The 25,350-nt window shown below is 65.1% G+C and carries 25 protein-coding genes; 16 read left to right on the forward strand and 9 right to left on the reverse strand.

Annotated elements, in window-relative coordinates:
- Positions 1-138: 138 nt before the first annotated feature.
- Positions 139-774 carry a glutathione S-transferase family protein gene (locus tag RT460_RS05765; protein WP_313317695.1) on the forward strand — a complete coding sequence of 212 codons (636 nt, stop codon included), beginning with the start codon at positions 139-141 and terminating at the stop codon, positions 772-774.
- A 10-nt stretch (positions 775-784) separates the two neighbouring features.
- Here the strand turns inward: RT460_RS05765 and RT460_RS05770 are convergent, their stop codons facing one another.
- Positions 785-1,891, reverse strand: a complete 1,107-nt coding sequence (locus RT460_RS05770; RefSeq protein WP_313317696.1) for a sterol desaturase family protein — start codon at positions 1,889-1,891, stop codon at positions 785-787.
- 160 nt (positions 1,892-2,051) lie between these two features.
- Between RT460_RS05770 and RT460_RS05775 the strand changes: the two genes are divergently transcribed.
- Positions 2,052-2,591, forward strand: a complete 540-nt coding sequence (locus tag RT460_RS05775; protein WP_313317697.1) for a thioredoxin domain-containing protein — start codon at positions 2,052-2,054, stop codon at positions 2,589-2,591.
- A gap of 88 nt (positions 2,592-2,679) precedes the next feature.
- On the opposite strand, the gene arsC is transcribed toward RT460_RS05775, so the two are convergent.
- The 3 genes from arsC to RT460_RS05790 all read right to left on the reverse strand — a co-directional run bounded on the left by arsC (position 2,680) and on the right by RT460_RS05790 (position 4,792).
- Positions 2,680-3,030: an arsenate reductase (glutaredoxin) gene (gene arsC, locus RT460_RS05780; protein ID WP_313317698.1), complete on the reverse strand. Its 351-nt coding sequence runs from the start codon at positions 3,028-3,030 to the stop codon at positions 2,680-2,682.
- A gap of 4 nt (positions 3,031-3,034) precedes the next feature.
- On the reverse strand, positions 3,035-4,174 hold the full coding sequence (locus RT460_RS05785; protein ID WP_313317699.1) for a phospholipase A: 1,140 nt from the start codon (positions 4,172-4,174) through the stop codon (positions 3,035-3,037).
- 132 nt (positions 4,175-4,306) lie between these two features.
- A complete protein-coding gene (locus tag RT460_RS05790; RefSeq protein ID WP_313317700.1) occupies positions 4,307-4,792 on the reverse strand; it encodes a DUF456 domain-containing protein in 486 nt (161 codons plus the stop codon).
- A gap of 234 nt (positions 4,793-5,026) precedes the next feature.
- Here RT460_RS05790 and RT460_RS05795 point away from each other — a divergent pair, with 234 nt between their 5' ends.
- Positions 5,027-5,236 (forward strand): cold-shock protein, encoded by a 210-nt coding sequence (locus tag RT460_RS05795; protein WP_108765608.1) that lies wholly within the window; start codon positions 5,027-5,029, stop codon positions 5,234-5,236.
- Positions 5,237-5,306: 70 nt separating this feature from the next.
- Here RT460_RS05795 and RT460_RS05800 read toward each other — a convergent pair whose 3' ends face one another.
- Positions 5,307-5,810, reverse strand: a complete 504-nt coding sequence (locus RT460_RS05800) for a glycine zipper 2TM domain-containing protein (protein WP_313317701.1) — start codon at positions 5,808-5,810, stop codon at positions 5,307-5,309.
- A gap of 110 nt (positions 5,811-5,920) precedes the next feature.
- Positions 5,921-6,361 carry a cytochrome c gene (locus tag RT460_RS05805; RefSeq protein ID WP_313317702.1) on the reverse strand — a complete coding sequence of 147 codons (441 nt, stop codon included), beginning with the start codon at positions 6,359-6,361 and terminating at the stop codon, positions 5,921-5,923.
- 136 nt (positions 6,362-6,497) lie between these two features.
- Between RT460_RS05805 and RT460_RS05810 the strand changes: the two genes are divergently transcribed.
- Positions 6,498-7,298, forward strand: coding sequence for a tRNA threonylcarbamoyladenosine dehydratase (locus RT460_RS05810; RefSeq protein ID WP_313317703.1), 801 nt, complete (start codon positions 6,498-6,500; stop codon positions 7,296-7,298).
- 105 nt (positions 7,299-7,403) lie between these two features.
- Here RT460_RS05810 and RT460_RS05815 read toward each other — a convergent pair whose 3' ends face one another.
- Entirely contained in the window at positions 7,404-8,165 is a 762-nt protein-coding gene (locus RT460_RS05815) for a TatD family hydrolase (RefSeq protein ID WP_313317704.1), read from the reverse strand.
- 2 nt (positions 8,166-8,167) lie between these two features.
- Positions 8,168-8,380, reverse strand: a complete 213-nt coding sequence (locus tag RT460_RS05820) for a DUF6116 family protein (protein WP_313317705.1) — start codon at positions 8,378-8,380, stop codon at positions 8,168-8,170.
- Positions 8,381-8,543: 163 nt separating this feature from the next.
- Between RT460_RS05820 and RT460_RS05825 the strand changes: the two genes are divergently transcribed.
- The 8 genes from RT460_RS05825 to RT460_RS05860 all read left to right on the forward strand — a co-directional run bounded on the left by RT460_RS05825 (position 8,544) and on the right by RT460_RS05860 (position 17,887).
- Positions 8,544-9,377 (forward strand): glycine zipper 2TM domain-containing protein, encoded by an 834-nt coding sequence (locus RT460_RS05825; protein ID WP_313317707.1) that lies wholly within the window; start codon positions 8,544-8,546, stop codon positions 9,375-9,377.
- Positions 9,378-9,610: 233 nt separating this feature from the next.
- Positions 9,611-10,147: a GNAT family N-acetyltransferase gene (locus RT460_RS05830; RefSeq protein WP_313317709.1), complete on the forward strand. Its 537-nt coding sequence runs from the start codon at positions 9,611-9,613 to the stop codon at positions 10,145-10,147.
- 97 nt (positions 10,148-10,244) lie between these two features.
- Complete coding sequence (locus tag RT460_RS05835; RefSeq protein WP_313317710.1) at positions 10,245-10,904, forward strand: glutathione S-transferase family protein; 660 nt, start codon at positions 10,245-10,247, stop codon at positions 10,902-10,904.
- Positions 10,905-10,948: 44 nt separating this feature from the next.
- Positions 10,949-13,219: a thiamine pyrophosphate-dependent enzyme gene (locus RT460_RS05840; RefSeq protein ID WP_313317711.1), complete on the forward strand. Its 2,271-nt coding sequence runs from the start codon at positions 10,949-10,951 to the stop codon at positions 13,217-13,219.
- A gap of 225 nt (positions 13,220-13,444) precedes the next feature.
- A complete protein-coding gene (locus RT460_RS05845; protein ID WP_313317713.1) occupies positions 13,445-14,002 on the forward strand; it encodes an NADPH-dependent FMN reductase in 558 nt (185 codons plus the stop codon).
- A gap of 205 nt (positions 14,003-14,207) precedes the next feature.
- Complete coding sequence (locus RT460_RS05850) at positions 14,208-15,629, forward strand: replicative DNA helicase (RefSeq protein ID WP_313317715.1); 1,422 nt, start codon at positions 14,208-14,210, stop codon at positions 15,627-15,629.
- Between the two features lie 12 nt (positions 15,630-15,641).
- On the forward strand, positions 15,642-17,051 hold the full coding sequence (locus tag RT460_RS05855; RefSeq protein ID WP_313317717.1) for a deoxyribodipyrimidine photo-lyase: 1,410 nt from the start codon (positions 15,642-15,644) through the stop codon (positions 17,049-17,051).
- Positions 17,052-17,188: 137 nt separating this feature from the next.
- Positions 17,189-17,887: an OmpA family protein gene (locus RT460_RS05860; protein WP_313317718.1), complete on the forward strand. Its 699-nt coding sequence runs from the start codon at positions 17,189-17,191 to the stop codon at positions 17,885-17,887.
- A gap of 310 nt (positions 17,888-18,197) precedes the next feature.
- Here RT460_RS05860 and RT460_RS05865 read toward each other — a convergent pair whose 3' ends face one another.
- Positions 18,198-19,139, reverse strand: a complete 942-nt coding sequence (locus RT460_RS05865) for a GGDEF domain-containing protein (RefSeq protein WP_313317720.1) — start codon at positions 19,137-19,139, stop codon at positions 18,198-18,200.
- 158 nt (positions 19,140-19,297) lie between these two features.
- Between RT460_RS05865 and lexA the strand changes: the two genes are divergently transcribed.
- Genes lexA through RT460_RS05885 form a run of 4 tightly spaced genes read left to right on the forward strand, consistent with a single transcriptional unit; the run spans position 19,298 to position 25,016 of the window.
- The gene (lexA, locus tag RT460_RS05870; RefSeq protein ID WP_313317749.1) at positions 19,298-19,906 is read left to right on the forward strand and encodes a transcriptional repressor LexA; all 609 of its coding nucleotides are present in this window, start codon (positions 19,298-19,300) and stop codon (positions 19,904-19,906) included.
- Positions 19,906-20,526 carry a translesion DNA synthesis-associated protein ImuA gene (imuA, locus tag RT460_RS05875; protein ID WP_313317721.1) on the forward strand — a complete coding sequence of 207 codons (621 nt, stop codon included), beginning with the start codon at positions 19,906-19,908 and terminating at the stop codon, positions 20,524-20,526. The genes lexA and imuA overlap by 1 nt, the downstream gene beginning before the upstream one ends.
- Positions 20,527-20,532: 6 nt before the next feature.
- Positions 20,533-21,939: a DNA polymerase Y family protein gene (locus RT460_RS05880; RefSeq protein ID WP_313317722.1), complete on the forward strand. Its 1,407-nt coding sequence runs from the start codon at positions 20,533-20,535 to the stop codon at positions 21,937-21,939.
- Positions 21,936-25,016: an error-prone DNA polymerase gene (locus RT460_RS05885; protein WP_313317724.1), complete on the forward strand. Its 3,081-nt coding sequence runs from the start codon at positions 21,936-21,938 to the stop codon at positions 25,014-25,016. The genes RT460_RS05880 and RT460_RS05885 overlap by 4 nt, the downstream gene beginning before the upstream one ends.
- Positions 25,017-25,350 lie beyond the last annotated feature (334 nt).

The raw sequence follows: 25,350 nt of genomic DNA on the forward strand, positions 1-25,350 counted from the left end.
AAGGCTTGCGCTGCAATGGTTTCACTTGCGACCACCGCCTTGCGCCGTTTGCCCGGAAGGGGCGGCTTGTCGGCAACATTGCGACGATGCGCGGGGCAGGGCTGGCTAGAATGGCGCTCCTGCACTGGAGTGTCTGCCATGTCTGTCGTGCTTTACGGGTCACAAAGTACTGCTTCTCTGGTCGTGCATTGGCTGTTGATCGAGCTGGGTATTCCCCATGCGCTGCACCAGTTGGACTTCGAGCAGCGTGAGCAGAAGGCGGCGAACTACCTGGCCCTGAACCCTGCCGGTCGCGTGCCGACCCTGTTGATCGACGGGCAGGTGTTGACCGAGTCGGCGGCCATCGCCATGCACCTTGCCGACCTGCACCCGCAGGCGGCGTTGGCACCGGCACCCGCTACTCCCGCACGCGGTGACTATTACCGCTGGATGTGCTTCTGCGTGTACACCTTGATGCCGGCCTATCGCGGCTGGTTCTACCCGCAGGAGCCGGCCGGTGCCGACAATGCCGACGCTGCGCGCGAGCAGGCCCGGCAACAGCTGGAAGCGGCATGGCAACAGATGGCCGATCATCTGGCCAGCCATGGCCCGTATGTACTTGGTGCGCAGCCCTGCGCGGTGGATTTCATGCTGACCATGCTGATGCGTTGGAGCCGCAACATGCCGCGGCCGACTGACAGCTGGCCGGTGTTGGCGGCGCATGCCGCGCGCATGAAGGCGCGGCCATCCTTCGCCGAGGTTTACCGCCGCGAGGGCATCAGCGACTGGCGCTAGGCCAGGTGGCTCAGTCCACGTAGTCGTCGTATTTGCGGCCGCCCTGGAACGGCATCAGGTGCTGCTTGAGGATGCCGTTGGGCACTGTTTCCAGCTTCATGACGCCATATTCCTGCGGCCATTGGCTTTGGTCGCGGGGCAGCTTGAAGGTGCCCATCAGCATGTCCACCAGCGGCAGGTGGATGCCGTAGTTCACGTCGACGTATTCCTTCTGCCGGGCGTGGTGCCAATGGTGGTAACGCGGCAACACCAGCAGGTATTCCAGCCAGCCGAAACGGATGCCGAGGTTGGCGTGGGCCAGCACCGCCTGCAGGCCGACCAGGATCACGTAGGCATTCACCGCCGGGGTCGAGAAGCCAAGGATCAGCAAGGGCAACAACACGGCGCTGCGGGTCATCACGATCTCGACCACGTGGATACGTGAACCGGCCAGCCAGTCCATGTGCCTGCTGGAGTGGTGCACGGCGTGGAAGCGCCAGAGCCAGGGGATGTTGTGATACGCGCGGTGCAGCAGGGCCTGCGCCATGTCGGCCACGAACACCGCGATCAGGAACCGGGCCCATACCGGCAGCGACTGGATGGCGGTCTTCAGCGCGGGGAAGGCGGCCAGCCCGGCGATGGTTGAGGTGGAGGCGGTGACCAGGATCAGGATGAACTGCACCAGCACATGGCTCATGAAGAAATACGCCACATCGGTGCGCCAGCCAGGTCGCAGCGGCGACAGCGCGCGCTTGCCCAGGTAGCGTTCCAGGGGCACGAACACCAGGGCTGAAAAGAACAGCGACAGCACGAACCAGTCCAGCCCCAATGAATACGGGGTATGGCCGATGGCATCGAACTGCACGTTGGTCCCGCCCAGCAGCACCGCCAGGGTGGCGCTGCCCACGCCCAGTGTGGCGATGCGCTTGTTGCGGTCGCGCAGGATCGCCAGGGTGCCCATGAAGAAGGCCGCTGCCAGCCCGACCAGCAGCATGTGGCGGGCAAACTGTTCGTTGTAGACCGCGCGGAATTTGCGGCTGGTCAGAAGTTCGGGAAAGTGGAAGCAGGCAACCGCCAACAGGCTCAACAGGCCAAGCAGGGCGGAGCCGTAGGCAAAGAACGAGCGGTGCTGCTGCATGATGACTTCCTGTCTGACCCGGGCCGATTCTGCCTGTGATGGGGTGCCGGTGGAAGCTGTCCCGGCACGGTCATCGGTGTTTCACGCTGGCTGCGCAGGTTGCCGGTTAATTTGGAAGGGCAGGGCTGGTTTGGCCCGGACTGGCGAGGTGGTGTCTGCGATGAACATGTTGAGCGTCCCGGTCTCGGCCGACGACCATGTGCAGGGCGAGCTGACGGCACCGGTGGTGTTGGTGGAGTATGCCGACTACCAGTGTCCGTACTGCGGTGAAGCGTTCTCGCTGGTGCAGCGCCTGCAGCAGCGGTTTGGCGACAGCCTGTGCGTGGTGTTCCGCAACTTCCCGCTGGTGCAGTCGCACCCGCAGGCGCTGCCCGCCGCGATCACTGCCGAATACGCAGCCTCGCACGGCAAGTTCTGGGAGGCGCATGACGCCCTGTTCCGTAACCAGCAGCAGCTCGGCGAGCTGGTCTATCGGGAGCTGATGCGCGAGCTTGGCCTGCCCGAGGACGGGCTGGCGGCGGCCATGGACAACCCGGCCAACTTGCAGCGTATCCAGCGTGATGTCGAAAGCGGCATGCGCAGCGGTGTCAGTGGGACCCCAGCGTTCTTCATCAATGGCCGCATGTTCCAGCCGCAGCGCAGTTTTGAAGAGCTGTATGACGCCATTGTCGAGGCGGGTGGCAACCAGGCCACCCGATAAGCAAGCACCGAGTGGTTGGTGAACGTTGCCTTGGCATTGGCGGCGCGGTTTGTGGCGGTGGGCCACAAACCGTTCGCGCTGCCACCCTTCAGTCGATCAGATCCAGTACTTTTTCCGGCGGCCGGCACAGGGCGGTGCCCTTGGCTGTGCGCACGATCGGGCGGTTGATCAGGCTGGGATGGGCAACCATTGCGGCGATCAGGGCGGCATCGTCGTCCAGCTTCGCGTCGAGCTCCAGCTCGGCATACGCGGCTTCCTTGTTGCGCAGTACGTCGCGGGCGGGCAGGCCCATCTCTTCCAGCAGCTGGCGCAGTTCGGTGGCCGACGGTGGGGCGTCCAGATAGTTGATCACTTCCACGTCGACACCGGCGTCCTGCAGCAGCGCGAGGGCGCCGCGTGAGTTGGAGCAGCGGTTGTTGTGCCAGATTGTTGCCTTCATTGCCTTAGAACCATTCCAGCAGGGATACGCCCACGCCGATGTAGGTAGCGCGGTGGTTGTAATCGATCATGCTTTCGCCGTAGCCATCAAAAACCTGCACGTGGCCGCGCAGCAGGTTGTTGATCGGGAAGCCGTAGTCCAGCTGCAGCGAGCCGTGGGAACGGTCACCGCCACGCAAGGAGTGGCGACCGGTCAAGGCCACTTCATGGCCGTTGCGGTTGTAGACCAGGGTGGCGTCGCCGCGGCCCATGTAGTCCTGGATGTCGGGGTTGTTGTCATCCCTGCGACCTTCGGGGATGCGGTACCAGGGGCGCAGCATGATGGCCCAGTTCTCGCGGTCCAGGCCGATGTTGGCCACCACCCGGTTCCAGCTGCGCGACAGCGGATCGCTGCGGCCGTTGGACTGGTGGTTGAGGCTGATGCCGGTCATGCGCCCGTTCCAGCCGAACAGGGAATAGCCGTTGCGGAAGGTCAGCATCACCTCCGGCTCGTAATTGGTTTCGCGGAACGGCCGCGACAGCTCGCTGTTGTAAGCCTGCCAGCGCGAGCTCTGGGTGTAGCCGACCCAGATGTCGCCGTTGTCGCCGAACAGGTTCTCGGCCACCTTGGTCTTGAAGCTGAGCTGGAATTTCAGCTCGGTGCTGTCCAGCTCTTCGGACTGGGTGACCGTGTTGTTGGGATTGGGCGAGTGCGGCATTTCGTTCGGCTTGCTGCTCCAGAAGGCGGGCAGCAGGTAAACCGGCTTGTAGGCCCGCAGCTGGAACCGGCCCAGCTTGGAGTCCTTGGCCAGTTCCCAGCGGCTGTCGAGCAGCGAGCCGCGACCGGCGTTGGCCTCCAGGGCCGCCAGTTCGTCATGGGCAAACAGTTCGTTGCGACGCGGGTCTTCCTGGTCCAGCGCCTTGGCGCTGGCCTTGGCTTCCTTGCGCGCCTGCTGCGCAGCGGTGGCGGCGGCATCGGCGGCCTGGGTGTTGACCGGGTTGTGTCCCAGTGCCTTGTCGTAGCAGGCCAGCCGTGCGGCATCGGAGTCCAGCGCGAAACAGGCCTGCGGCGAAGCCGGGTCGGCAATGGATTCCTGCGCAAGGGCAAGGCCGCTGGTGCCGCTCAGGGCAAGGAGCACGGCGTGGGAGAGGGTACGGCTGAGCATGATTGATATCCGGTCGCTACGAGGGTGGCCGGGCCGCGCCCCGGGGCACAGGTGCCTGGCAGGGAGGGGCGACAGTGGCGTTGGCGTTGATTGTCGGTGATTGCCCTGTCTAGGGGGAGTCATGGACATCGGCTAGAAGAACCAGGCAGCAACGAAGACGCCCAGCATCGCCATTGCCAGGCCCAGCTTCAGGGCGACCCCAAGGACGATGCCAAGCCAGGTGCCAAGGCCGACCTTGGTGGCCTGGCCCAGGTGCCGTCCGTGCAGGTATTCACCCAGCAGGGCGCCGGCAAACGGGCCGACGAACAGCCCGATCGGCATGAAGAACAGCCCGGCAATGGTGCCCACCGCCGAGCCAATCAGCGCCAGCTTGCTGGCCCCCACCTTTTGTGCACCGGCTACGGTCGCGATCACGTCCACTATCACCGAGATGATGGTCAGTACCCCCAGTACCACCAGTGGGATCCAGCCCACCCGCTCGAAGCCGTCGCCCCAGGCGGCAAGCAGCAAGCCCACGAACACCAGCGGGACACCCGGCAGGGCGGGCAGGATGATGCCGGCAATGCCTACCAGGACAAGCAGCGCACCAAGCACATACAAGATGAATGAATAGTCCATGTTGACTCTGAGGGGGGTCCAATAGGGGTTGACTTTACCGTGCGTTGCAGTATTGCAATTTGGTTTTGCCCGGGTTAAGTTGCAGCCGCTGAGCTTGGCAAGGTCACCGTGAATCGTGGCCTGATGAGTAGATCGCACGATTTGCTGCATCGTTACACCTCGCTTCCTCCTTGCAACCAGCCGCCTTGCGGGGCGTTCCATCAAACGAGAGAGAGCAACAGGGAGTTAGTCGAGATGTCCGATCGCGAAACCGGTACCGTCAAGTGGTTCAACGACGCCAAGGGCTTTGGCTTTATCAGCCGTGAAAATGGTGAGGATGTGTTCGTGCACTTCCGCGCCATCCAGACCCAGGGCTTCAAGAGCCTGAAGGAAGGCCAGAAGGTCACCTTCACCGTCGTGCAGGGCCAGAAGGGCCTGCAGGCCGATGCAGTGCAGCCGGTCTAAGCCGCAGCTGCAAGGTAAAAGAAAGGCCCGCGCAAGCGGGCCTTTCTGTTTTCGCCTGCGGCGTTACGGGTCAGCGCAGCACCACGCGGCCATTGACCACGCGCACATAGGTGTTCTCGCGGATGCCACCCAGGTCCTTCTGGTTGACCACGACCACGCGGCCGTCATCCATGCGCACCTGGATGTCATACGAGTTGCCGGTTACGTTCTGCTGGACCTTGTTGCCGGCCAGCGCACCGGCTGCAGCACCTGCAACGGCAGCGATGTTCTGGTTGCCCTTGCTGCCACCGGTCTTGTCGGAGATTTCGTGGCCGGCCACGGCGCCAACGATGCCGCCGAGGATCGCGCCAGTGGCGGCAGGTGCGGTGCGGCCGGAGGCGACGGTGTCGATGCGGGTGACGATGCCGCAGTCGGTGCAGCGATTCTGGTTGTAGTTGTTGCTACCGCCGCCATAGCTGCCGCCGTTGTTGTAGCCACCGTTGTTGTAGCCGCCGCCGTAACCCGGCGAGGTGGTGGCGCAACCGGCGAGGGCGAGGCTGGCAATGGCGCCTGCAGCGATCAGTTGAATCTTCATGGTGTGTCTCCTTGCCAGATCGGGATAAGGGGCATGGCTATGCCCGGCGTGGGAGATCGTGTCGTTTCACACGTGAATGGAGGGCCAATCAGGTGTGAAGCCGATGTCGATTAGCGGAAATCCTGGTGGCAGGCCTTGCAGTCGCTGCCGACCTTCTGCGAGATGGCCGCCAGGCTGGCGCAATCTGCCGGTGGCTTGGCCAATGCGTCGTTCAAGGTTGCGCGGAAACGACTGGCATGCTGCTGGAAGCGCTCGTCGTCACGCAGCCCGGGGAAGGCGGTTTCCAGGTCGTTGGCCAGGGCGCGCAGGGTCTGCAGGCGCGGCGCGGTGTCGCTGATGGTGCAGCGGTTCTGCTTCTGGCTGTCGCCCAGCAATTGGGTCTGCTTGGCCATCACCGTCATCAGGCTGTCGGGAAAGTGGTCCTGGCGCGCCTGGATGGCGCGCATCGCCATCACCGTGCCGATCGCGCCGAGCACCAGGCCGGCGATCAACACGAACAGGTAGCGGGAGGCCTTGGAAGGGGCGCGGGCAGTGGGTGCGGGATCAGACATTGCGTTGGCTCCAGGCTACATGGCAAAGGGTGAGGTCGGCCCATTATGCCGGGGTGGATGCACGCGCGGCGTCATGGCCCCGGGCCGGACGCTGCGGGTGCTCGCCGGCGATGGAGTCCGGCCGTAAAATACGCCGATGAAACAGGAATTGCGTGAGCGCTTCGCCGGCATCGACCGGCTGTACGGGGCCGGTGCCATCGAGCATCTGACGGCCTGCAAGGTGGCCGTGGTTGGCATGGGCGGTGTCGGCTCGTGGGTGGTGGAGGCCCTGGTGCGCTCTGCCGTGGGTCAGTTGACCCTGATCGATGCCGACGACATCTGTGTGTCCAACACCAATCGCCAGTTGCCCGCTCTGGCCGGCCAGTATGGCCGCAACAAGGCGGTGGCGATGGCCGAGCGCTGCAAGGCGATCAACCCGGATGTCGCCGTCGAGGCGGTCGAGGCCTTCCTTGCCGGCTCGAACATGGAGCAGCTGCTGGACCGTGGCTTCGATCTGGTGATCGATGCCTGCGACAGCTTCCGGGTCAAGGTGGAGACCATTGCCTGGTGCCGGCGTCGCAAGCTGCCGCTGATCACCGTGGGGGCCGCCGGTGGGCGCACCGATCCCACCCTGGTGCGGGTTCGCGACGTGTCGCGTACCGAGCACGACGCGATGATGGCCTTGATCCGCAAGAAGCTGCGCGGTGAGTTCAATTTCCCGAAGAACCCGCAGCGCTACTTTGGCGTGCCTGCGGTCTATTCGCTGGAGAACGTGAAGTACCCGCAGGCCGACGGCAGCGTTTGTGGCATTCGTCCCAACCTGGGACCGGACGAGGCCTTGAAGCTGGATTGCGGTGGCGGCCTGGGGGCGGCGACCCACATCACCGGCGCCTTCGCGTTCGCGGCGGTAGGCAAGGCGCTGGAGATGCTGCTGAAAAAGCGGGCAGCAGCAGCGTAAGTCGCCATGTCGGGCACTGCCCGGCAGCGACGCCCCAGCGGGACAATCCACCCATGTCATCCACCGGTGCTGCTGACGGGATACCCGTCAGGCAGCTCGCACGCGCTACCGATTGAACAGGCGTTGCGCGTTGGCGGTGGTTTGCGCGGCGATCTCACGGGCCGGCTGCTGGCGCAGTTCGGCCACGGTCTGCAGGATGTCCAGCAGCCGTGCGGGCTCATTGCGCTGCCCGCGGATGCCGGCATCGGGCTGGTCCGGCGCGTCGGTCTCCAGCAGTAGATGTTCCAGTGGCATCTGCGTGACCAGTCCGCGCAGCCGGTTGGCGCGCGGGTAGGTCAACGGCCCGCCCAGCCCAATCAGGAATCCCAGTTCCCACAGCTGGCGGGCCTGCTCCGGGCTGCCGGAAAAGCTGTGCACCACGCCACGCAGGCCGCCAATGCGGCGGATCCGCAGGATCACCTCGTCCACCGCGCGGCGCGCATGCACGATCAGTGGCAGGTCGAACTCGCGGGCGAGTTGCAGTTGGCCCTGGAAATAGGAGCGCTGGGTTTCCGGGTCCAATGATTCGACGAAGAAGTCCAGCCCGCATTCGCCTATCGCACAAGGCGACTCGCGTTCCACCCAATCGCGCAGCTGCTGCAGATGCTCCGGCCGGTGCTCGTCCAGGAACATCGGGTGCAGGCCATAGGCGGCATGCAGTCCTGGGGCCATCGCGCAGACCTGGCGCAGCTTCGGCCAACTGGCGGCGGTAACCGCCGGCACCACCTGGGAGATGACACCGGCAGCCTGCGCGCGGGCGATTACTTCGCTGCGATCAGGATCGAATTCGCTGGCATCCAGATGGCAATGGCTGTCAAACAATTGCACGGTCAGCGCTTGCGGGGCAGCGCCGGTGGCGTGTTGGCGGGGTCGTTGCGGCGCTTCCAGTTAGCCAGCAGCAAGGTGCCCATGCCGAACAGGATTTCGTCCACGAACGGGATCGGATCAGGCAGGACCAAGGTGATCAGGAACAGCCCCGCGGTCAGCTTGAACAAGGTGGGATAACGCAGTTTGCGCGCCCATTCCATAACGGGGGTGGACATCAGGCTCATGGCAAATCCTGGGTGAGGGGAGGACAACAGGGCGGATATTGCGACGGACGGATCGTTTTCGATAGGGCCGTGGCAGAAAAGGGGGCCTCTGTTCAGCTTGTTCATGCTGGAATCGCCCCACGAGATAACGCGGGCCATGCCGCAGGAGCCAGTCATGAAAAGCACTACTACCACCGTTCTGGTTGCCGCCGGCGCATTGTTGGTGGGCGGTATTGCCACCGCCGCCTTCATGCAGGGCCGCAACAATGCCACCACGCTGCCGGCTGCCGAGGCGCCGCGTCCGGTCCTGGACAGCAGCCTGCAGGCTGGCGACGCTGGCCTTACCGACAAGGTGGATGCCGCTGGCGAGGCGCAGCTGCAGTACGCCGATGTGCTGAAGGTCAGCCCGGTGACCCAGAAGGAACGCGTCTACGGCACCGTGACCGGCAGCGAGCCGATCCGTGAAACCTCGACCACCAGCACCCCGCATGAAGTCTGCGAGGACGTGGTGGTGCAGGAGCGCCTGCCTGAGCGCGACGGCAACGTCGGTGGCACCGTCGCCGGTGCGGTGATTGGCGGCCTGCTGGGCAACCAGGTCGGCGGCGGCAACGGCCGCAAGGCTGCCACGGCTGCCGGCGCGGTTGCCGGCGGCGTGATCGGTAACCAGGTCGACAAGCGCCATGTCGGTGGCCGCGTGGTCAACCGCACCGAGCGCCAGTGCCACACCGAGCAGCGCACCGCGGAGTCCAGCCGCATCACCGGTTACAACGTGACCTACCGCAAGGCCGACGGCAGCACCGGCAGCATGCGCATGGATAGCCGCCCGGGCGAGCGCGTGTCGCTGGGCAATGCAAACGAAACCGTTGGTTACGACGTGACCTACCGTTACGAAGGCGTCGAGAAGACCGTTCGCATGGACGACAAGCCGGCCAGCGACCGTCTGCCGGTGATCGACGGTCAGCTGGTCACCCAGACCGCGGCGATGGCGCCGACTGCCAACCGCCAGTAAGCCAGTCCGGTTCGTGCCGGTTCGTGGATACAAGGGCCAGCGGAAGCTGGCCCTTTTTGTTTGCGGTGCATGTCGCCAGTTGCAACCCGGGCAAGCGCAGCGCGGCTGGGGTTGTTGGCCGGCGGGCTGCGCTTGCCCAGGCCGGTTGATGGGTGGCGATGTCCCGCGCTTCATCCAGCCATCCTGCCGCCGTAAGCTGACATTCCTTTGATTACCCCCATCACGGAGCTGCCATGAGCATCTTTGATGTGCAACTGGAAACCGAACGCCTGCTGCTACGGCCGCCCGCCGCCGAAGACTTCTCCGCATTTGCGGCCTTCTGTGCGGACCCGGTGGCAATGGAACACCTGGGTGGCGTGCAGGAGCCATCGGTTGCCTGGCGCAGCCTGGCTGCGCTTGTGGGTAGCTGGCAGCTGCTCGGCTACTCGATGTTTTCGGTGATCGAGAAAGGCAGTGGCCGCTGGGTTGGCCGGGTAGGGCCTTGGCAGCCGCATGGTTGGCCAGGCACCGAAGTGGGCTGGAGCATCGCGCCCGAATTCTGGGGGCGGGGTTATGCCCCCGAAGCGGCACGCGCCAGCATCGACTGGGCGTTTGACCAACTGGGCTGGGACGAGGTGATCCATACCATTGCGCCGGCCAATACCAACTCAACGGCGGTGGCGCGCAAGCTCGGTTCGCGCGTCCTGCGGCAGGCCCGCTTGCCGGCGCCGGCCAATGTCGAGGTGGATGTGTGGGGGCAGTCGCGGCAGGCGTGGTTGGCGCAACGCTGAGCGGATGAATGCTGCGGTCGCAGCTTTACCAACCTGCCAGCGATCCGGTCAGATAGGCAGGGTCGACTGCCGATGGGCAGCGGGGAGATCGGGTCCTGTGAGTCGTACGGATGCTGGGTTGAAGGTGTATGGCATGTCCACGTCGGGCAACTGCCACAAGGTGAAGCTGTTGCTGCAGCAGTTGGGCGCGCGCTACGAGTGGCACGAAGTGGACAGCGCCGACGGCCAGACCCGTACCGCCGCCTTTCTGGCGCTCAATCCAAACGGCAAGGTGCCGGTCCTGCAGCGCAACGACGGCCGGGTGCTCACCGAGTCCAATGCGATTCTTTATTGGTTGGCCGAAGGCACGCCGTTCCTGCCGGCCGACGGCTGGCAGCGTGCACAGGCACTGTCCTGGATGTTCTTCGAACAATACAGCCATGAGCCGTATGTGGCGGTGGCGCGCTTCATCAGCGGCTGGACCCCGATGGACTCGCCGCGGCGTGCGGAACTGCCGCGCCTGCGCGAGCGTGCCGATGACGCCCTGGCGGTGATGGAGCGTCACCTGCAAGCGCAGGCATGGTTTACCGGCAGCGACTACGGCATCGCCGATATCGCCTTGTTCGCCTACACCGCGGTGGCGGGCGATGGCGGCATACGCCTGTCCCTGTATCCGGCAGTCGAACGCTGGTTGCAGGCAGTGCGCGAGCAGCCCGCCTTCGTCGCGATGCCCTTGCCTGATGCACAGGTACAGGCCCGTTTCAGCGCGTCGGTCTGATGCGCGTTTTTCCCTAACCCGTTGCCGTTGTGGAGCCAGTCTGCATGTTTGCCCGTGTACCGAATCCCATTCCGGCCCGGATGAAGGGCCTGAACCGCGCCGAGATCTGCGACACCAATTTCACTGAATTCGTCAGCGCCCTGACGCCTGGCCCGGCGGCCGCGGCACAGGAGGGGGCGCCGGTGCTGCCGGGCAGCGCCCTGGATGTGCAGGGCTTCCGCGAGCTGTTCGAGTCGCAGCTGATCAGCCGCCACCTGGACCTGATGGCCCGCGTGTTGCGCGTACAGAACAAGGTCTTCTACACGATCGGCTCGTCCGGCCACGAAGGCAATGCGATGGTGGCGCGCGCGGCGCGGCATACCGACCCTGCGTTCCTGCACTACCGGTCCGGCGGCTTCATGGCCGAGCGTTTCCGCAAGCTGCCGGGCATGGACCCGGTGATGGACTCGGCCTTGTCCTTCGCGGCCAGCAAGGACGACCCGGCCAGCGGTGGCCGCCACAAGGTATGGGGCAGCAAACCGCTGTGGGTATTGCCACAGACGTCGACCATCGCCTCGCACCTGCCCAAGGCATTGGGCACGGCCATGGCGATCGAGGCGGGCAAGCGGCTGGGGCATGCGCTGCCGATTCCGGATGACAGCATCGCCATCTGTTCGTTCGGCGATGCGTCGGCCAACCATGCCACTGCCCAGACCGCCTTCAATGCCGCCGCCTGGAGCAGCTTCCAGAAGCTGCCGGCGCCGGTGCTGTTCGTCTGCGAGGACAACGGCATCGGTATCTCGGTGAAGACGCCGGAAGGCTGGATCGGCGAAAGTTTCCGTCACCGCCCGGGCCTGGATTATTTCCAGGCCGACGGCCTGGACCTGGCGAACGGTTATGCAGACGTGCAACGCGCGGTCGAACATTGCCGTCGGACCCGCCGGCCGACCTTCCTGCACCTGCGCACCACGCGTTTGATGGGGCATGCCGGTACCGATTTCGAGATCGAATGGCGTGCACTGGAGGAACTGTGCGCGGTGGAGGCCGGCGATCCGCTGCTGCGCTCGGCGCAGATCGCGATCGAATCCGGGGTAATGGACAAGGCGGAGGTTCTGGCCTTGTACGAGCAGACCCGCGCGCGCTGCTTTGCCGCGGCCGAGGATGCGGACCGGCGTCCTCGCTTGACCGCATTGGCCGATGTGGTGGCGCCGCTTGCGCCGTATAGCCCGGGCCAGGTGCAGGCCGAAGCCAGCCGCTCCGATTACAGCGAGCGGCGTATCAAGGTATTTGGCAGCGAAGCCGGCTTGCCGGAGAACCAGCCGCCCAAGCACCTGGCCGTGCAGATCAACCAGGCCTTGCACGACCTGTTTGCCAAGTACCCGGAGACGCTGCTGTTCGGCGAGGACGTGGCGCAGAAGGGTGGCGTCTACACGGTGACCAAGGGCCTGCAGAAGGCATTTGGGCCGCGCCGGGTATTCAACACGCTGCTGGATGAAACGATGATCCTGGGCATGGCCCAGGGCTTCGCCAACATGGGCATGCTGCCGGTGCCGGAGATCCAGTACCTGGCCTACCTGCACAACGCCGCCGACCAGGTGCGCGGTGAAGCCTGTTCGCTGCAGTTCTTCTCCAATGACCAATACCGCAATCCGATGGTCATCCGGATTGCCGGGCTGGGCTACCAGAAGGGCTTTGGCGGGCACTTCCACAACGACAACTCGATCACCGCCATCCGCGACATCCCGGGCCTGGTGGTGGGCTGCCCGACGCGCGGTGATGACGCGGCGGGGATGCTGCGCACGCTGGCGGCACTGGCCAAGGTGGACGGGCGGGTGAGCGTCTTCCTGGAGCCGATCGCGTTGTACATGACCAAGGACCTTTACGAGCCGGGCGATGGCCAGTGGTTGTTCTCCTATCCGGCGCCCGACCAGGTTGTGCCCTTGGGCGAAGGCCGGGTCTATGGCGATGGCCACCGCGATCTGGTGATCATCACCTATGGCAACGGCGTGCCGATGGCGCTGCGCGCTGCGCGCAGCATCGAACAGGCGCGTGGTTGGAAGATCAAGGTGGTTGACCTGCGTTGGCTGGTGCCGTTGAACGAGGCCTACATCGCCGACCAGGCGCGTGGTGCCAAGCGGGTGATCGTGCTGGATGAGGGACGGCACAGCGCAGGTGTAGGCGAGGGCGTTGTCACTGCGCTGGCTGAAGCCGGGCTGGGGGATGTGCCGTTGCGGCGCGTGACCGGCGCCGATACCTACACCCCACTGGCCGGTGCCGCCTTGCTGGTATTGCCGGGTGACGCCGATGTGGTGGCCGCAGCTGATCAACTGGCCTGACCGCAGGAGCGGCGCAAGCCGCAAGGCCAGACCGGCTGCAGGAACGTGACACGCCTGCCCGCCCTCGGCCCTCCCTTTCGCCCGACGAGAGGGAGGGTCCCAGCGGCATAAGCCGCGACGCTGAAGTCGCCCAGCGCCCCCGGGCAGGCCAGGCCCAACCTGTTCTTCACCCCCAGCAACGCCACCGCTGTCTAGCCTGTGCCCATCCCAAGGAGCGAGGTCCTCATGAGCCAGTACAAGATCGCGGTTTTCGTTGGCAGCCTGCGCAAGGAATCGATCAACAGGCAGCTTGCCAAGGCGCTGGAAAAACTCGCTGGTGATCGCGCGGTGTTTGAGTACATCCAGATCGGTGATATCCCGTTGTACAACCAGGACCACGACACGCAGTTCCCGGCCCAGGGCACGCGCATGAAAAACCAGGTGCGGGCGGCCGATGCGGTGTTGTTTGTCACCCCGGAGTACAACCGTTCCATTCCCGGGGTGCTGAAGAACGCCATCGATACCGCTTCGCGTCCTTACGGTGACAATGCCTTCGATGGCAAACCGGCAGCGGTGGTGGGGGCGTCCATCGGCGCCATCGGCAGTGCCTTGGCGCAGCAGCACCTGCGCAACGTACTGGTGTTCGTGAACCTGGCGGTGATGGCGCAACCGGAGGCTTTCGTGCAGGTCAAGGAAGGCTTGATCGAAGCCGATGGCACCATCACCAACGAGGGCACCGCGAAATTCCTGCAGGGTTTCGTCGACCAGTTCCTGAACTGGGTGGCAGCACACCACAAGGGCTGAGCCACGCTGGACGGCAGGGCGCCGCCAGCTTTGCGATAATCGACACCCGGCTACCGCAACGGAGCCGGGTGTTTGTGTATGGCCTGCAACGACCCGCCCCGGCGGGCTTGGTTTTGAACAGGTTATCCACAGACTTGTCCGTATCCGGGGGGGCAATGCCCACCTACCATGGCTGCACGGCCTTATTGCAGGAATCTCGCTTTTCATGTCTGCCCGTACTGGTTTCCGTTCTGACCGCGACCGCAACGATCGTTCCGATCGCAGCGAGCAACGCATTGATGCCTTGCGCGTCCCCCCGCATTCGGTGGAAGCCGAACAGGCGGTGCTTGGCGGTTTGATGCTGGCGCCGGAGGCCTATGACCGGGTCAACGAAGCGCTGACCGAAAAGGATTTCTATCGCCGCGACCACCAGCTGATCTACCGCGCCATCCGTGAGCTGTCCGAGCGCGACCGGCCGTTCGATGCGGTGACCCTGGGCGAGTGGTTTGAATCGCAGGGCAAGCTGGACCAGGTGGGCGATGGCGCCTATCTGATCGAGCTGGCCAGCACCACGCCGTCGGCGGCCAATATCGGTGCCTATGCCGAGATCGTGCGCGACAAGGCAGTGCTGCGGCAGTTGATCCAGGTGGGCACCGACATCGTCAATGACGGTTTCCAGCCGGAAGGCCGCGACAGCTCCGAGTTGCTGCAGACGGCGGAAAAATCCGTGTTCGCCATTGCCGAGCAGGGCGCGCGCGGGCGTACCGACTTCGTGGCCATGCCCGGCGCCTTGAAGGACGCCTTCGAAGAACTGCGCAACCGCTTCGAGAATGGCGGCAACATCACCGGCCTGCCGACCGGCTACAACGATTTCGATGCGATGACGGCCGGCCTGCAGCCGACCGACCTGATCATCCTGGCCGCGCGTCCGGCCATGGGCAAGACCACCTTCGCCTTGAATATTGCCGAGTACGCGGCGATCAAGTCGAAGAAGGGCGTGGCGGTGTTCTCGATGGAAATGTCCGCATCGCAGCTGGCGATGCGCTTGATTTCCTCCAACGGCCGCATCAATGCCCAGCGCCTGCGTACCGGTCAGTTGGAAGACGAGGACTGGAGCCGCGTCACCGGCGCCATCCGCATGCTGAAGGAAACCAAGATCTTCATCGACGACACGCCGGGCGTGTCGCCGGAAATCCTGCGTTCCAAGTGCCGCCGGCTCAAGCGCGAGCACGACCTGGGCCTGATCGTCATAGACTACCTGCAGCTGATGAGCGTACCGGGCAACAGCGAGAACCGTGCCACCGAAATTTCGGAGATCTCGCGTTCGCTCAAGGGCCTGGCCAAGGAGCTCAACGTGCCGGTGATCGCGCTGTCCCAGCTCAACCGCTCGTTGGAAACGCGTACCGACAAGCGTCCGGTGATGGCCGACCTTCGCGAATCCGGCGCTATCGAGCAGGATGCGGACATGATCGTCTTCATTTACCGCGACGATTACTACAACAAGGAAAATTCGCCGGACAAGGGCCTGGCCGAGATCATCATCGGCAAACACCGTGGTGGCCCCACCGGTTCGTGCAAATTGAAGTTCTTCGGCGAATACACCCGCTTTGACAACCTCAGCCACGATTCGGTGGGTTCGTTCGAATAAGCGGAGCTGCGCATGTCCACCGCCATTGTCTGGTTCCGGCGTGATCTGAGGCTGCGCGACAATCCGGCGCTGCAGGCGGCCATCGAGGCCGGCCACGATGTGGTGCCGGTCTACATCCATGCGCCGGCGGAAGAGGGGGCCTGGGCGCCGGGTGCGGCATCCAATGCCTGGCTGCACCGGTCCTTGCAGCAGTTGGACGCGGACCTGCGTGCCATTGGCTCGTCGCTGGTGCTGCGGGCCGGCGACAGCATGGCCCAGCTGCAGGCGCTGATCGCCGAGACCGGCGCCGAGGCGGTGTATTGGAACCGCAAATACGAACCGGCCACCCAGCCGCGCGACGCCGCGATCAAGCGGGGGCTGCGCGAGCAGGGGCTGTTGGCCGAGAGCCATAACGGCTATCTGTTGTTCGAACCTTGGGAGCTGAGCACCCAGCAGGGTGGGCCGTACAAGGTGTTCACCCCGTTCTGGCGCAATGCGCTGAGCCACTGGCGGTTGCCTGCGCTGTCCCCGGCACCCCGGCAGCTGCTCCCACCGCAGGTCCGGGGCTTGGCCTTGGAGGCATTGGAACTGGCGCCGAAGCTGGAATGGGACGGTGGGTTCTGGCAGCACTGGCAGCCGGGCGAGGCCGGTGCACTGGAAGCGCTGGAGGTTTTCTGCGACGGCGCGCTCAATGGTTACCGCGAGCAACGCGACCTGCCGGACCGGACCGGGACTTCCTTGCTGTCGCCCCACCTGCATTTCGGTGAGATCGCACCCTGGCGGATTGCCCATGCCTTGGAAGGCCTGCGCAGCGCAGGCCGCGACGCGGACATCGATGGCTATCTGCGCCAGCTGGGGTGGCGCGAGTTCTCCTGCCACCTGCTGCATCACTTCCCGCAGAGCAGCGAGCACAACCTCAACCCACGTTTCGACCGGTTTGCCTGGGCACCGCCGCAGCCGGCGCAGCTGGAGGCCTGGCAGCAAGGTCGTACAGGCATCCCGATCATTGATGCCGGCATGCGCGAACTTTGGGCGACCGGCTACATGCACAACCGCGTGCGGATGCTGGTGGGCAGCTATCTGTGCAAGCACTTGCGGATGCATTGGCTGCAGGGCGCGCGTTGGTTCTGGGACACGCTTGTCGATGCGGATCTGGCCAACAACAGCATGGGCTGGCAATGGATTGCGGGTACGGGTGCCGACGCCGCGCCGTATTTCCGCATATTCAACCCGGTGACCCAATCGCAGAAGTTTGATCCCCAGGCCCGCTACATCAGCCGCTGGGTGCCCGAGCTTGCGCGCTTGCCGTTGAACGCACGTTTCGCCCCCTGGCAGTGGCCCGAGTTGCTGGCCGCCCATGCACCTGGTTATCCGCGCCAGCCCTTGGTGGACCTGGGGCAGGGCCGGGATGCCGCCATGGCGGCCTATCAGCGCTGTCGCTGAGCCCGCTTAACGGCGGGGACAGCTAGATGAACAAAGCCCCCTGAATGGGGGCGACCATCATGCTCACATCGCACTTCGATGTTTATCCTTGCCCGGCAAATCCACGCAGGCCAGCCCGGCCTATCAAGGAGACTCAAATGACCACTCTCACCGTTGTGCGCAATCTTTCCCTTGGCTTGGTGGCAGCGGCCGTTCTCTCGGCCTGCGCCACTGGCGGCTCGTATGTGCAGCAGGACCAGTACGGCAACCAGACCCAGCAGCAGAACAAGACCGGCAAGGGTGCGCTGATCGGCACCGCCATTGGTGTGGCGGCGGGCCTGCTCAGCGGCGGCGATGCCACCGAGCGTCGTCAGCGCGCAATGGTGGGCGCCGGTATCGGTGCGTTGGGCGGTGCAGCGGTTGGCAACTACCAGGACCGTCAGGAGCGTGCGCTGCGCGAGCGTACCGCCAATACCGGTATCGACGTGCAGCGTGAGGGTGACAACATCACCTTGAACCTGCCAGACGGCATCACCTTCGATTTCAACAAGACCACGTTGAAGCCGCAGTTCTATGGTGCGCTCAATGGCGTTGCCAGCACCCTGAGCGAATACAACCAGACCATGATCGAAGTTGTCGGCCATACCGACAGCATCGGTACCGATGCCGTCAACAACCGCATCTCCAAGGAACGCGCCGACGCCGTGGCCGCTTACCTGAGCGCGCAGGGCGTGCAGCGTGAGCGCATTGAGACGCTGGGCGCAGGCAAGGCCTATCCGATTGCTGACAACAGCACCGATGCCGGCCGTGCGCAGAACCGTCGCGTCGAGATCCGCGTGATCCCGCTGCGTTCGTGATTGCGGTGAGGTGCAGCTAAGGAAGGGGCCGCGCAAGCGGCCCTTTCTGTTTGGGTGCGTCTGCTTCGCGTCGGCTTCCTCCCTTGCGCCGAAGGCTTGGAGAGGGGGGAAGAGCTAGCCCTGCTGTCGGGTGGCGGAGAGCTGTCAGGAGATTGAAGCCAAGTTCAACGGCGTCCCTCATCCGGTGCTTCGCACCACCTTCTCCCGCAGGCGGGAGAAGGGAGGGCCACGGCAAAGGCCACAGCCACAGCAAAGGCAAAAGCCACAGCAAAGGCCACAGCCACAGCAAAGGCAAAGGCAACAGCAGCCGCTATTCCGCCACGCCGACGCTGTTACGCCCCTTGCTCTTGGCCTCGTACAAGGCCGCATCCGCACGTGCAAACCAGTCCTGCCAGCGCTGCTCGCCGGCATACATGGCACCGCCCAGGGAAATGGTGATGCGGCCACCCGGGCCACGCAGTGCCTGGTATACGGCCTTGCGCAGGCGCTCGGTAAAGCAAGCCAGGGCCTCGCGGTTGGCAACCTCGGCCAGCACCACAAACTCTTCGCCACCAAAGCGGAAGACCTGGTCGTTCTCGCGCAGCTCGAAGCGCAGGATGGCGGCCAGGTCCGACAACGCGGTGTCACCGGCCGAGTGCCCGTAGCGGTCGTTGACGTCCTTGAAATGGTCGATATCCAGTACCACCAGCGCCTGCCGGAAGCGGGTCTCGCGCAGGCCGTTGGTCTGTTGCAACAAGGCTTTCTCCAGCGCGCGTCGATTGGGCAGGCCGGTCAGTGCATCCAGTGACGCCAGCTGTTCCAGGCGGGCCCGGTCACCCTGCAGGCGGCGCGAGAAGTGGTAGCCGAAACCGAATATCAGGCTGATCACCACCAGCGCCTGTAGTTGCGCAGGGTCCAGCAACAACGATGGGGTCAGTAGCAGGCCCGCCGCCAGCAGCAGGTTCAGTGGAGTTGCAATGGCATTGCGCACGATGAAGAAATTGGACATCAGTGCCAGGTATGTCCATGGCAGCGCTTCCCGCCCGAACAGCCATGCCGCCAACAGGCACCCGCCTATATTGGCCAGACACAGCAAGGTGCCACCGGCTTCCAGACTGGGCCGTTGGCGGTGGATCAACAACGTGGCCAACAGCGCCAGCACGGTGAGGGCGGCAGTGAGCGCAGCCGCCCCCAAGCGTCCGTCCAGAAGCAACCAGGACGTGAAGAACAGCAAGGCCAGCATGGCCGTCGGGGCGATCGTCCGCAGCGGCACGCTGCGCAGCTCGTGGGGCAGGGAAGGGATGGGGAGGCGGTTGCCGGCGCGCGTCATAGCGCGCGCACGATATCAGTGTGTCCGTGTTCGTGGTGTCGCCTGAATACAGGTGCTTAATGTCTGGCGGGCTTTGTGTAGATGGAGTACAAATGTACTCCATGAAAGAGCTCAGCCCACGCCGTGCCACCATCCTTTCCTTCATCCGTGACCGGGTTGCCGGCCACGGCCAGCCTCCGTCGCTGGCTGAGATCGCTGCTGCCTGTGGGCTGGCGTCGCGCGGGGCAGCCCGCAAGCACGTGCTGGCGCTGAGCGAGGCGGGGTTGATCGAAGTGGCGCCCGGGCAAGCACGTGGTATCCGCCCCGTTGGCCTGGCGGCGACGGCCGAACTGCTGCAGGTGCCGATCCTGGGCCGGGTCGCGGCCGGTAGCCCGATCGGGGCCGATGCCGACCTGCAGGACATCCTGGCACTGGATGAGCGGCTGTTTGCGGTCGCTCCGGATTACCTGTTGCGTGTGCAGGGCGATTCGATGATCGAGGACGGCATCCTCGATGGCGACCTGGTGGGAGTACGCCGTCGCAGTGATGCGCGCGAGGGCCAGACCGTGGTGGCACGGCTGGATGGCGAACTGACCATCAAGCGCCTGTCGTTGGCCGCCGGGCGGCTGCGCCTGCTGCCGCGCAATCCGGCCTATGCCCCGATCGAGGTGCAGGCCGACCAGGAGTTCGCCATCGAAGGCGTGTTCTGCGGCCTGGTACGGCGCGGCTGATGGGCGCGGTCGTTGCCATCGACAGCCTGCTGCACGAACGCCGCATCTGGCGCGGGCAGCCTGCGCCGCTGCCACCCAGCCGGCAATCCACCGGGCATGCGTTGCTGGATGAGGTACTGCCCACCGGCGGTTGGCCAGAATCGGCCCTGAGTGAAATCCTGCTGCCCGCTGACGGCGTGGGCGAGTTGCGCCTGTTGTGGCCGTCGTTGGCGCGGTTGACCCAGACCGGGGAGCGGGTGGTGCTGGTGGCACCGCCGCATCTGCCCTATGCGCCCGCCTGGCAGGCCGCCGGCGTGGACCTGCGGCATATCCAGGTGGTGGAAGCCGCCGAACAGCGCGACGCACTGTGGGCCACCGAGCAATGCCTGCGCTCGGGCAGTTGCGGGGCGGTGCTGTGCTGGCCGCAGCTGGCCGAGGACAAGGCATTGCGGCGGCTGCAGGTGGCGGCCGAGTCGGGGCAGACGCTGGCATTCGCCTGCCGGCCCCTGCAGGCGGTGCGCAACCCGTCGCCGGCGGCGTTGCGTATCGCCATCGATGCACAGCCGGCGCAGCTGCGCGTGCTGAAGTGTCGGGGGGGCATGCCGCCTTCGCGTCCGCTTCCGTTTGAACGGGCGCAGTGAGCCGTCATGCGCTGGGCTTGCATCCTCTTGCCACACTTGGCCATGGACGGCGTACTGCGCGGTTGCGCGGAGCCGGCCGCGGCGCGCGTACTGATCAGTGGTCCCAGCCAGCGCCGGGTGCTGCACGCGGTCAATCCCGCTGCTGCCGCACTTGGGTTGAAGGCCGGCCAATCCCTGGTCGCTGCGCAGGCGCTGGCCAGCGGATTTGATACCCACCCCTTCGATCCGGATGCGCAGGCGCATTGGCATCAGTTTCTTGCGGCCTGGGCTTACCGCTTCAGCTCGCAGGTCAGCCTGCAGTACGCACAGGCCCTGATCATCGAGATCGAACACAGCCTGGCCTTGTTTGGGCCTTGGCCGCGCTTCGAGGCGCGTCTGCGGCAGGAACTTGATGCGCTGGGTTTTCGCCACCGTATCGCGCTGGCTCCCAATCCGGTGGCAGCACGTGCCTTGGCCAATGCCCGTGATGGCTGGGCCGTGGACGAGGCCGGTTTGGCCACGGCATTGGCGCAGTTGCCGGTGAGCCGGGCTGGCTTTGGTGCGGCATCTGCGGCGTTCGCACGCATGGGCATCCGTACCGTCAAGCAACTGCAGGCATTGCCCCGCGACAGCATCAACCGCCGCTTTGCGCCCGGCGTGCTGCAGCAGCTCGATGCCTTGTTGGGCGCACGCGCATTCGTGTTGCAGCCCTATCAGCCGCCGGATGTGTTCGAGCTGCGCATCGAGCTGGGCTATGACGTGGAAACCTCGCAGGCGTTGTTGTTTCCGTTGCGACGGCTGACCTCGGACCTGGCGGCTTTCCTGGCCGGGCGCGATGGCAGCGTGCAGCGCTTTTCATTGCTGCTGGAGCACGAAGACCACCCGCTCACCACCATCGAAATCGGCTTGCTGGCGGCTGAGCGCGACCCGGCGCTGTTGTTCGAGATCGCCCGCAGTCGCCTGGAACAGGCAAAGATCCCGGCGCCGGTGCGCCAGTTCGGCTTGCACGCCGATCAGCTGCCGGCCTTCGTGCCCGAATACCGCGAGCTGTTCGATACCCGCCCGCAGCAGAACGTGCCCTGGGAACAGTTGCGCGAACGTCTGCGCGCGCGGCTGGGTGACAAGGCGGTACAGGGCCTGCGCAGCCATGCCGATCATCGTCCGGAACATGCCTGGCGCCCGGAAACCGGTGCCGCCGATCCGGCATTGGCCAATGCTGCACGTCCGGGCTGGCTGCTGCGGCGCCCGCAACCCTGGCCGGGCGCAAGCCCGGAACTGCTGTCCGGCCCGGAACGGATCGAGAGCGGTTGGTGGGATGGCGCTGACGTGCGCCGTGACTATTACCGGGTCGGCAGCCGCTTCGGCCAGCACGGCTGGGCCTGGCGGGAGGTCGGTGGCGATGGCAGCTTCATGCTGCAGGGCTGGTTCGCATGAGCTATGCCGAACTGCACTGCCTGTCGGCTTTCAGCTTCCAGCGCGGCGCCTCGACCGCCGATGAGCTGTTCGCGCGCGCCTTGCACCATGGTTACAAGGCCTTGGCGATCACCGACGAATGTTCCCTGGCCGGCATCGTGCGCGCGCTGCGGGCGGCGGAGGAATGCGGTCTGCCGCTGATCGTGGGCAGTGAGATGCAAGTGGAACAGGGCCCCAGGCTGGTGCTGCTGGTGGCCGATGACGTTGGCTACCAGAGCCTGTGCTGGCTGATCACCCAGGCCCGGCGCCGCGCCGAGAAGGGCGAGTATCGGTTGCTGGCTGAAGACATGGAGCGCGTGGAGCGCAGCGGCCTGTTGGCGCTGTGGCTGCCTGCGACACAGCCGGACCTTGTGCAGGCGCAACGCGCGCGCGATTGGTTCCCGGGGCGTTGCTGGATTGCGGTGGAGTTGCATCATGGTGCCGATGACAGCGGACGCCTGCAGCAATTGCGCAGCCTGGGCGAAGCGCTGCAACTGCCTCTGGTGGCCGCCGGCGATGTGCACATGCATGCGCGCGGGCGCCGTGCCCTGCAGGACGTGATGACCGCCATACGTCACCGCGTCACCGTGGCCGAGGCAGGGCAATTGTTGTTTGCCAACGGCGAGCGCCACCTGCGCCCACTTGCCGCCTTGCAGGCGATCTATCCGCCCGAGTTGCTGCAGGAAACCCTGCAGATCGCCGCGCGCTGCAGCGGCTTCGACCTGAAGAAAGCGGTCGATTACCACTACCCCAGCGAGCTGGTGCCGGCCGGGCATACACCGCAAAGCTGGCTGGGTGTTCTGGTGGAGCAGGGCGCGCGCCGGCGTTGGCCGGGCGGTACGCGCGCCGAAGCCCAGGCCTTGATCGACAAGGAGCTGGTGCTGATTGCCAAGAAGCACTATGCGTCCTACTTCCTCACCGTGCACGATCTGGTCAAGCACGCGCGCAGCCTTGGCATCCTGTGCCAGGGGCGCGGCTCGGCGGCCAATTCGGTGGTGTGCTTCGTATTGGGCATCACCGAGCTGGATCCATCGCACAGCCATCTGCTGTTCGAACGCTTCATTTCCGAGGATCGCGACGAGCCGCCGGATATCGACGTGGATTTCGAGCACGAGCGGCGCGAGGAAGTGATCCAGTACGTGTTCTCGCGCTATGGCCGCGAGCGTGCGGCGTTGGCGGCGGTGGCTACCCAATACGGTGGGCGCGGCGCGATCCGCGACGTGGCGCGGGTGCTGGGCATGCCGGGTGATGCCATTACCCAGCTGACCAGCTGCATCGGCCAATGGTCGGACAGCATCCCCGGTGAGGCGCTCCTGCGCGAGCATGGCTTCGATCCGGACAGCCCCCTGCTGCGACGCATCCTGGTGTTGGCCGGGGAGCTGATCGACTTCCCGCATTACCTGTCCCAGCACCCGGGTGGCTTCGTGATCTCCGAGCGCGCCCTGCACAGCATGGTGCCGGTGGAGAACGCCGCGATGGAGGCCCGCACCGTCATCCAGTGGGACAAGGATGACCTGGAGTACCTGGGCCTGATGAAGGTCGATGTACTGGCCCTTGGCATGCTCACCGCGGTGCGCCGTTGCTTCGACCTGATCCAGCAGCACCGCGGCCTGCGCTATACGCTGGCGACCATTCCGCAGGAGGACAGCGATACCTACGCGATGATCAGCCGCGCCGATACGGTTGGCGTGTTCCAGATCGAATCGCGCGCGCAGATGGCAATGCTGCCACGGCTGCAGCCGCGTACCTTCTACGACCTGGTGGTGGAAGTGGCCATTGTTCGCCCTGGTCCGATCCAGGGCGACATGGTGCACCCCTACCTGCGCCGCCGCACCGGCGAAGAGCCCGTCAGCTATCCCTCGGCAGCGTTGGAAGCGGTGCTGGAGCGCACCCTGGGCGTGCCGTTGTTCCAGGAACAGGTGATGCAGATCGCGATGGTCGCAGCCGATTACAGCGCCAGCGAGGCCGATGCACTACGGCGCTCGATGGCGGCCTGGAAGCGCCACGGTGGCCTGGAGTCGCACCGGGTAAGGCTGACCGCAGGCATGTTGAACAACGGATACAGCCAGGATTTCGCCGACCGCATCTTCGAGCAGATCAAGGGCTTCGGCAGCTACGGCTTCCCGGAAAGCCATGCCGCCAGCTTCGCGCTGATTGCCTATGCCAGCAGCTGGCTGAAATGCCATCACCCGGCCGAATTCGCCTGCGCGCTGCTCAACAGCCAGCCGATGGGTTTCTACAGCCCCGACCAGTTGCTGCAGGACGTGCGCCGACATGGCGTGGCGACGCGGCCGCTGGATGTGCGTTACAGCAATTGGGAATGCTCGCTGGAGCCGGAACAGGATGGGCGGCTGGCGATCCGCCTGGGCCTTTGCCTGGTACGTGGTTTCAACGCCGAAGATGCATTGCGCATCGAGCAGGCGAGGGCGCGCGCGGATTTTGTCGATATTGCGGACCTGTGCCGAAGGGCGGAGCTGGATGCGCGTGCGCGCGCCCTGCTGGCCGATTCCGGTGCATTGCGGGGCATGGCCGGGCATCGTCATCGCGCGCGCTGGGCCATTGCCGGGGTCGAGGACGAGCGGCCTTTGTTCGACAACCAGCCGGCCATTGCCGAGACCAGCGTGGCCCTGCCAATGCCCAGCGCTGGCGAGGATCTGGCTGCCGACTACGCGTTGCTGGGCACCACCTTGTCCCGCCACCCGGTGGCGCGCCTGCGTGCGCAGCTCACGGCACGACATTGCCGCAGTTCACGCGATCTGGAGAACATGTCCAGCCACGGCAATGTGCTGGTAGCGGGCCTGGTGCGCGGCCGCCAGCGCCCGCAGACCGCCAGCGGCGTCACCTTCATCACCTTGGAAGACGAGTTCGGCCAGATCAATGTCGTGGTTTGGCGTCAGCTGGCCGAGCGCCAGCGGCAGGTATTCCTGGAGTCGCGGCTAATGCAGGTGCGGGGTCGGCTGGAAGCCGAGAATGGCGTGCGCCATCTGATCGCCAAGCGCATGGACGACCTGACAGGATTGCTGGGTAGCCTGGATGTACGCAGCCGGGATTTCCATTGAGCCGCGATGCTTGCCCTTGGCCCGCTGTTGGACTTCAGGCTCGATGGGTTGATCACATGCGGAAGGGAATCGCTTCAGCGCGTCATTCCCGCAAAGGCGGAAATCGCTCCAGCGCGTCATTCCCGCGAAGGCAGAAATCGCTCCAGCCCGTCATTCCCGCAAAGGCGGAAATCGCTCCAGCGCGTCATTCCCGCAAAGGCGGGAATCGCTTCAGCGCGTCATTCCCACGAAGGCGGGAGTCGCTCCAGTTCGTTAGTCCCGCAAAGGCGGAAATCGCTTCAGCGCGTCATTCCCGCAAAGGCGGGAATCGCTTCAGCGCGTCATTCCCACGAAG

The organism is Stenotrophomonas sp., assembly GCF_032061965.1.
GTDB lineage: Bacteria > Pseudomonadota > Gammaproteobacteria > Xanthomonadales > Xanthomonadaceae > Stenotrophomonas.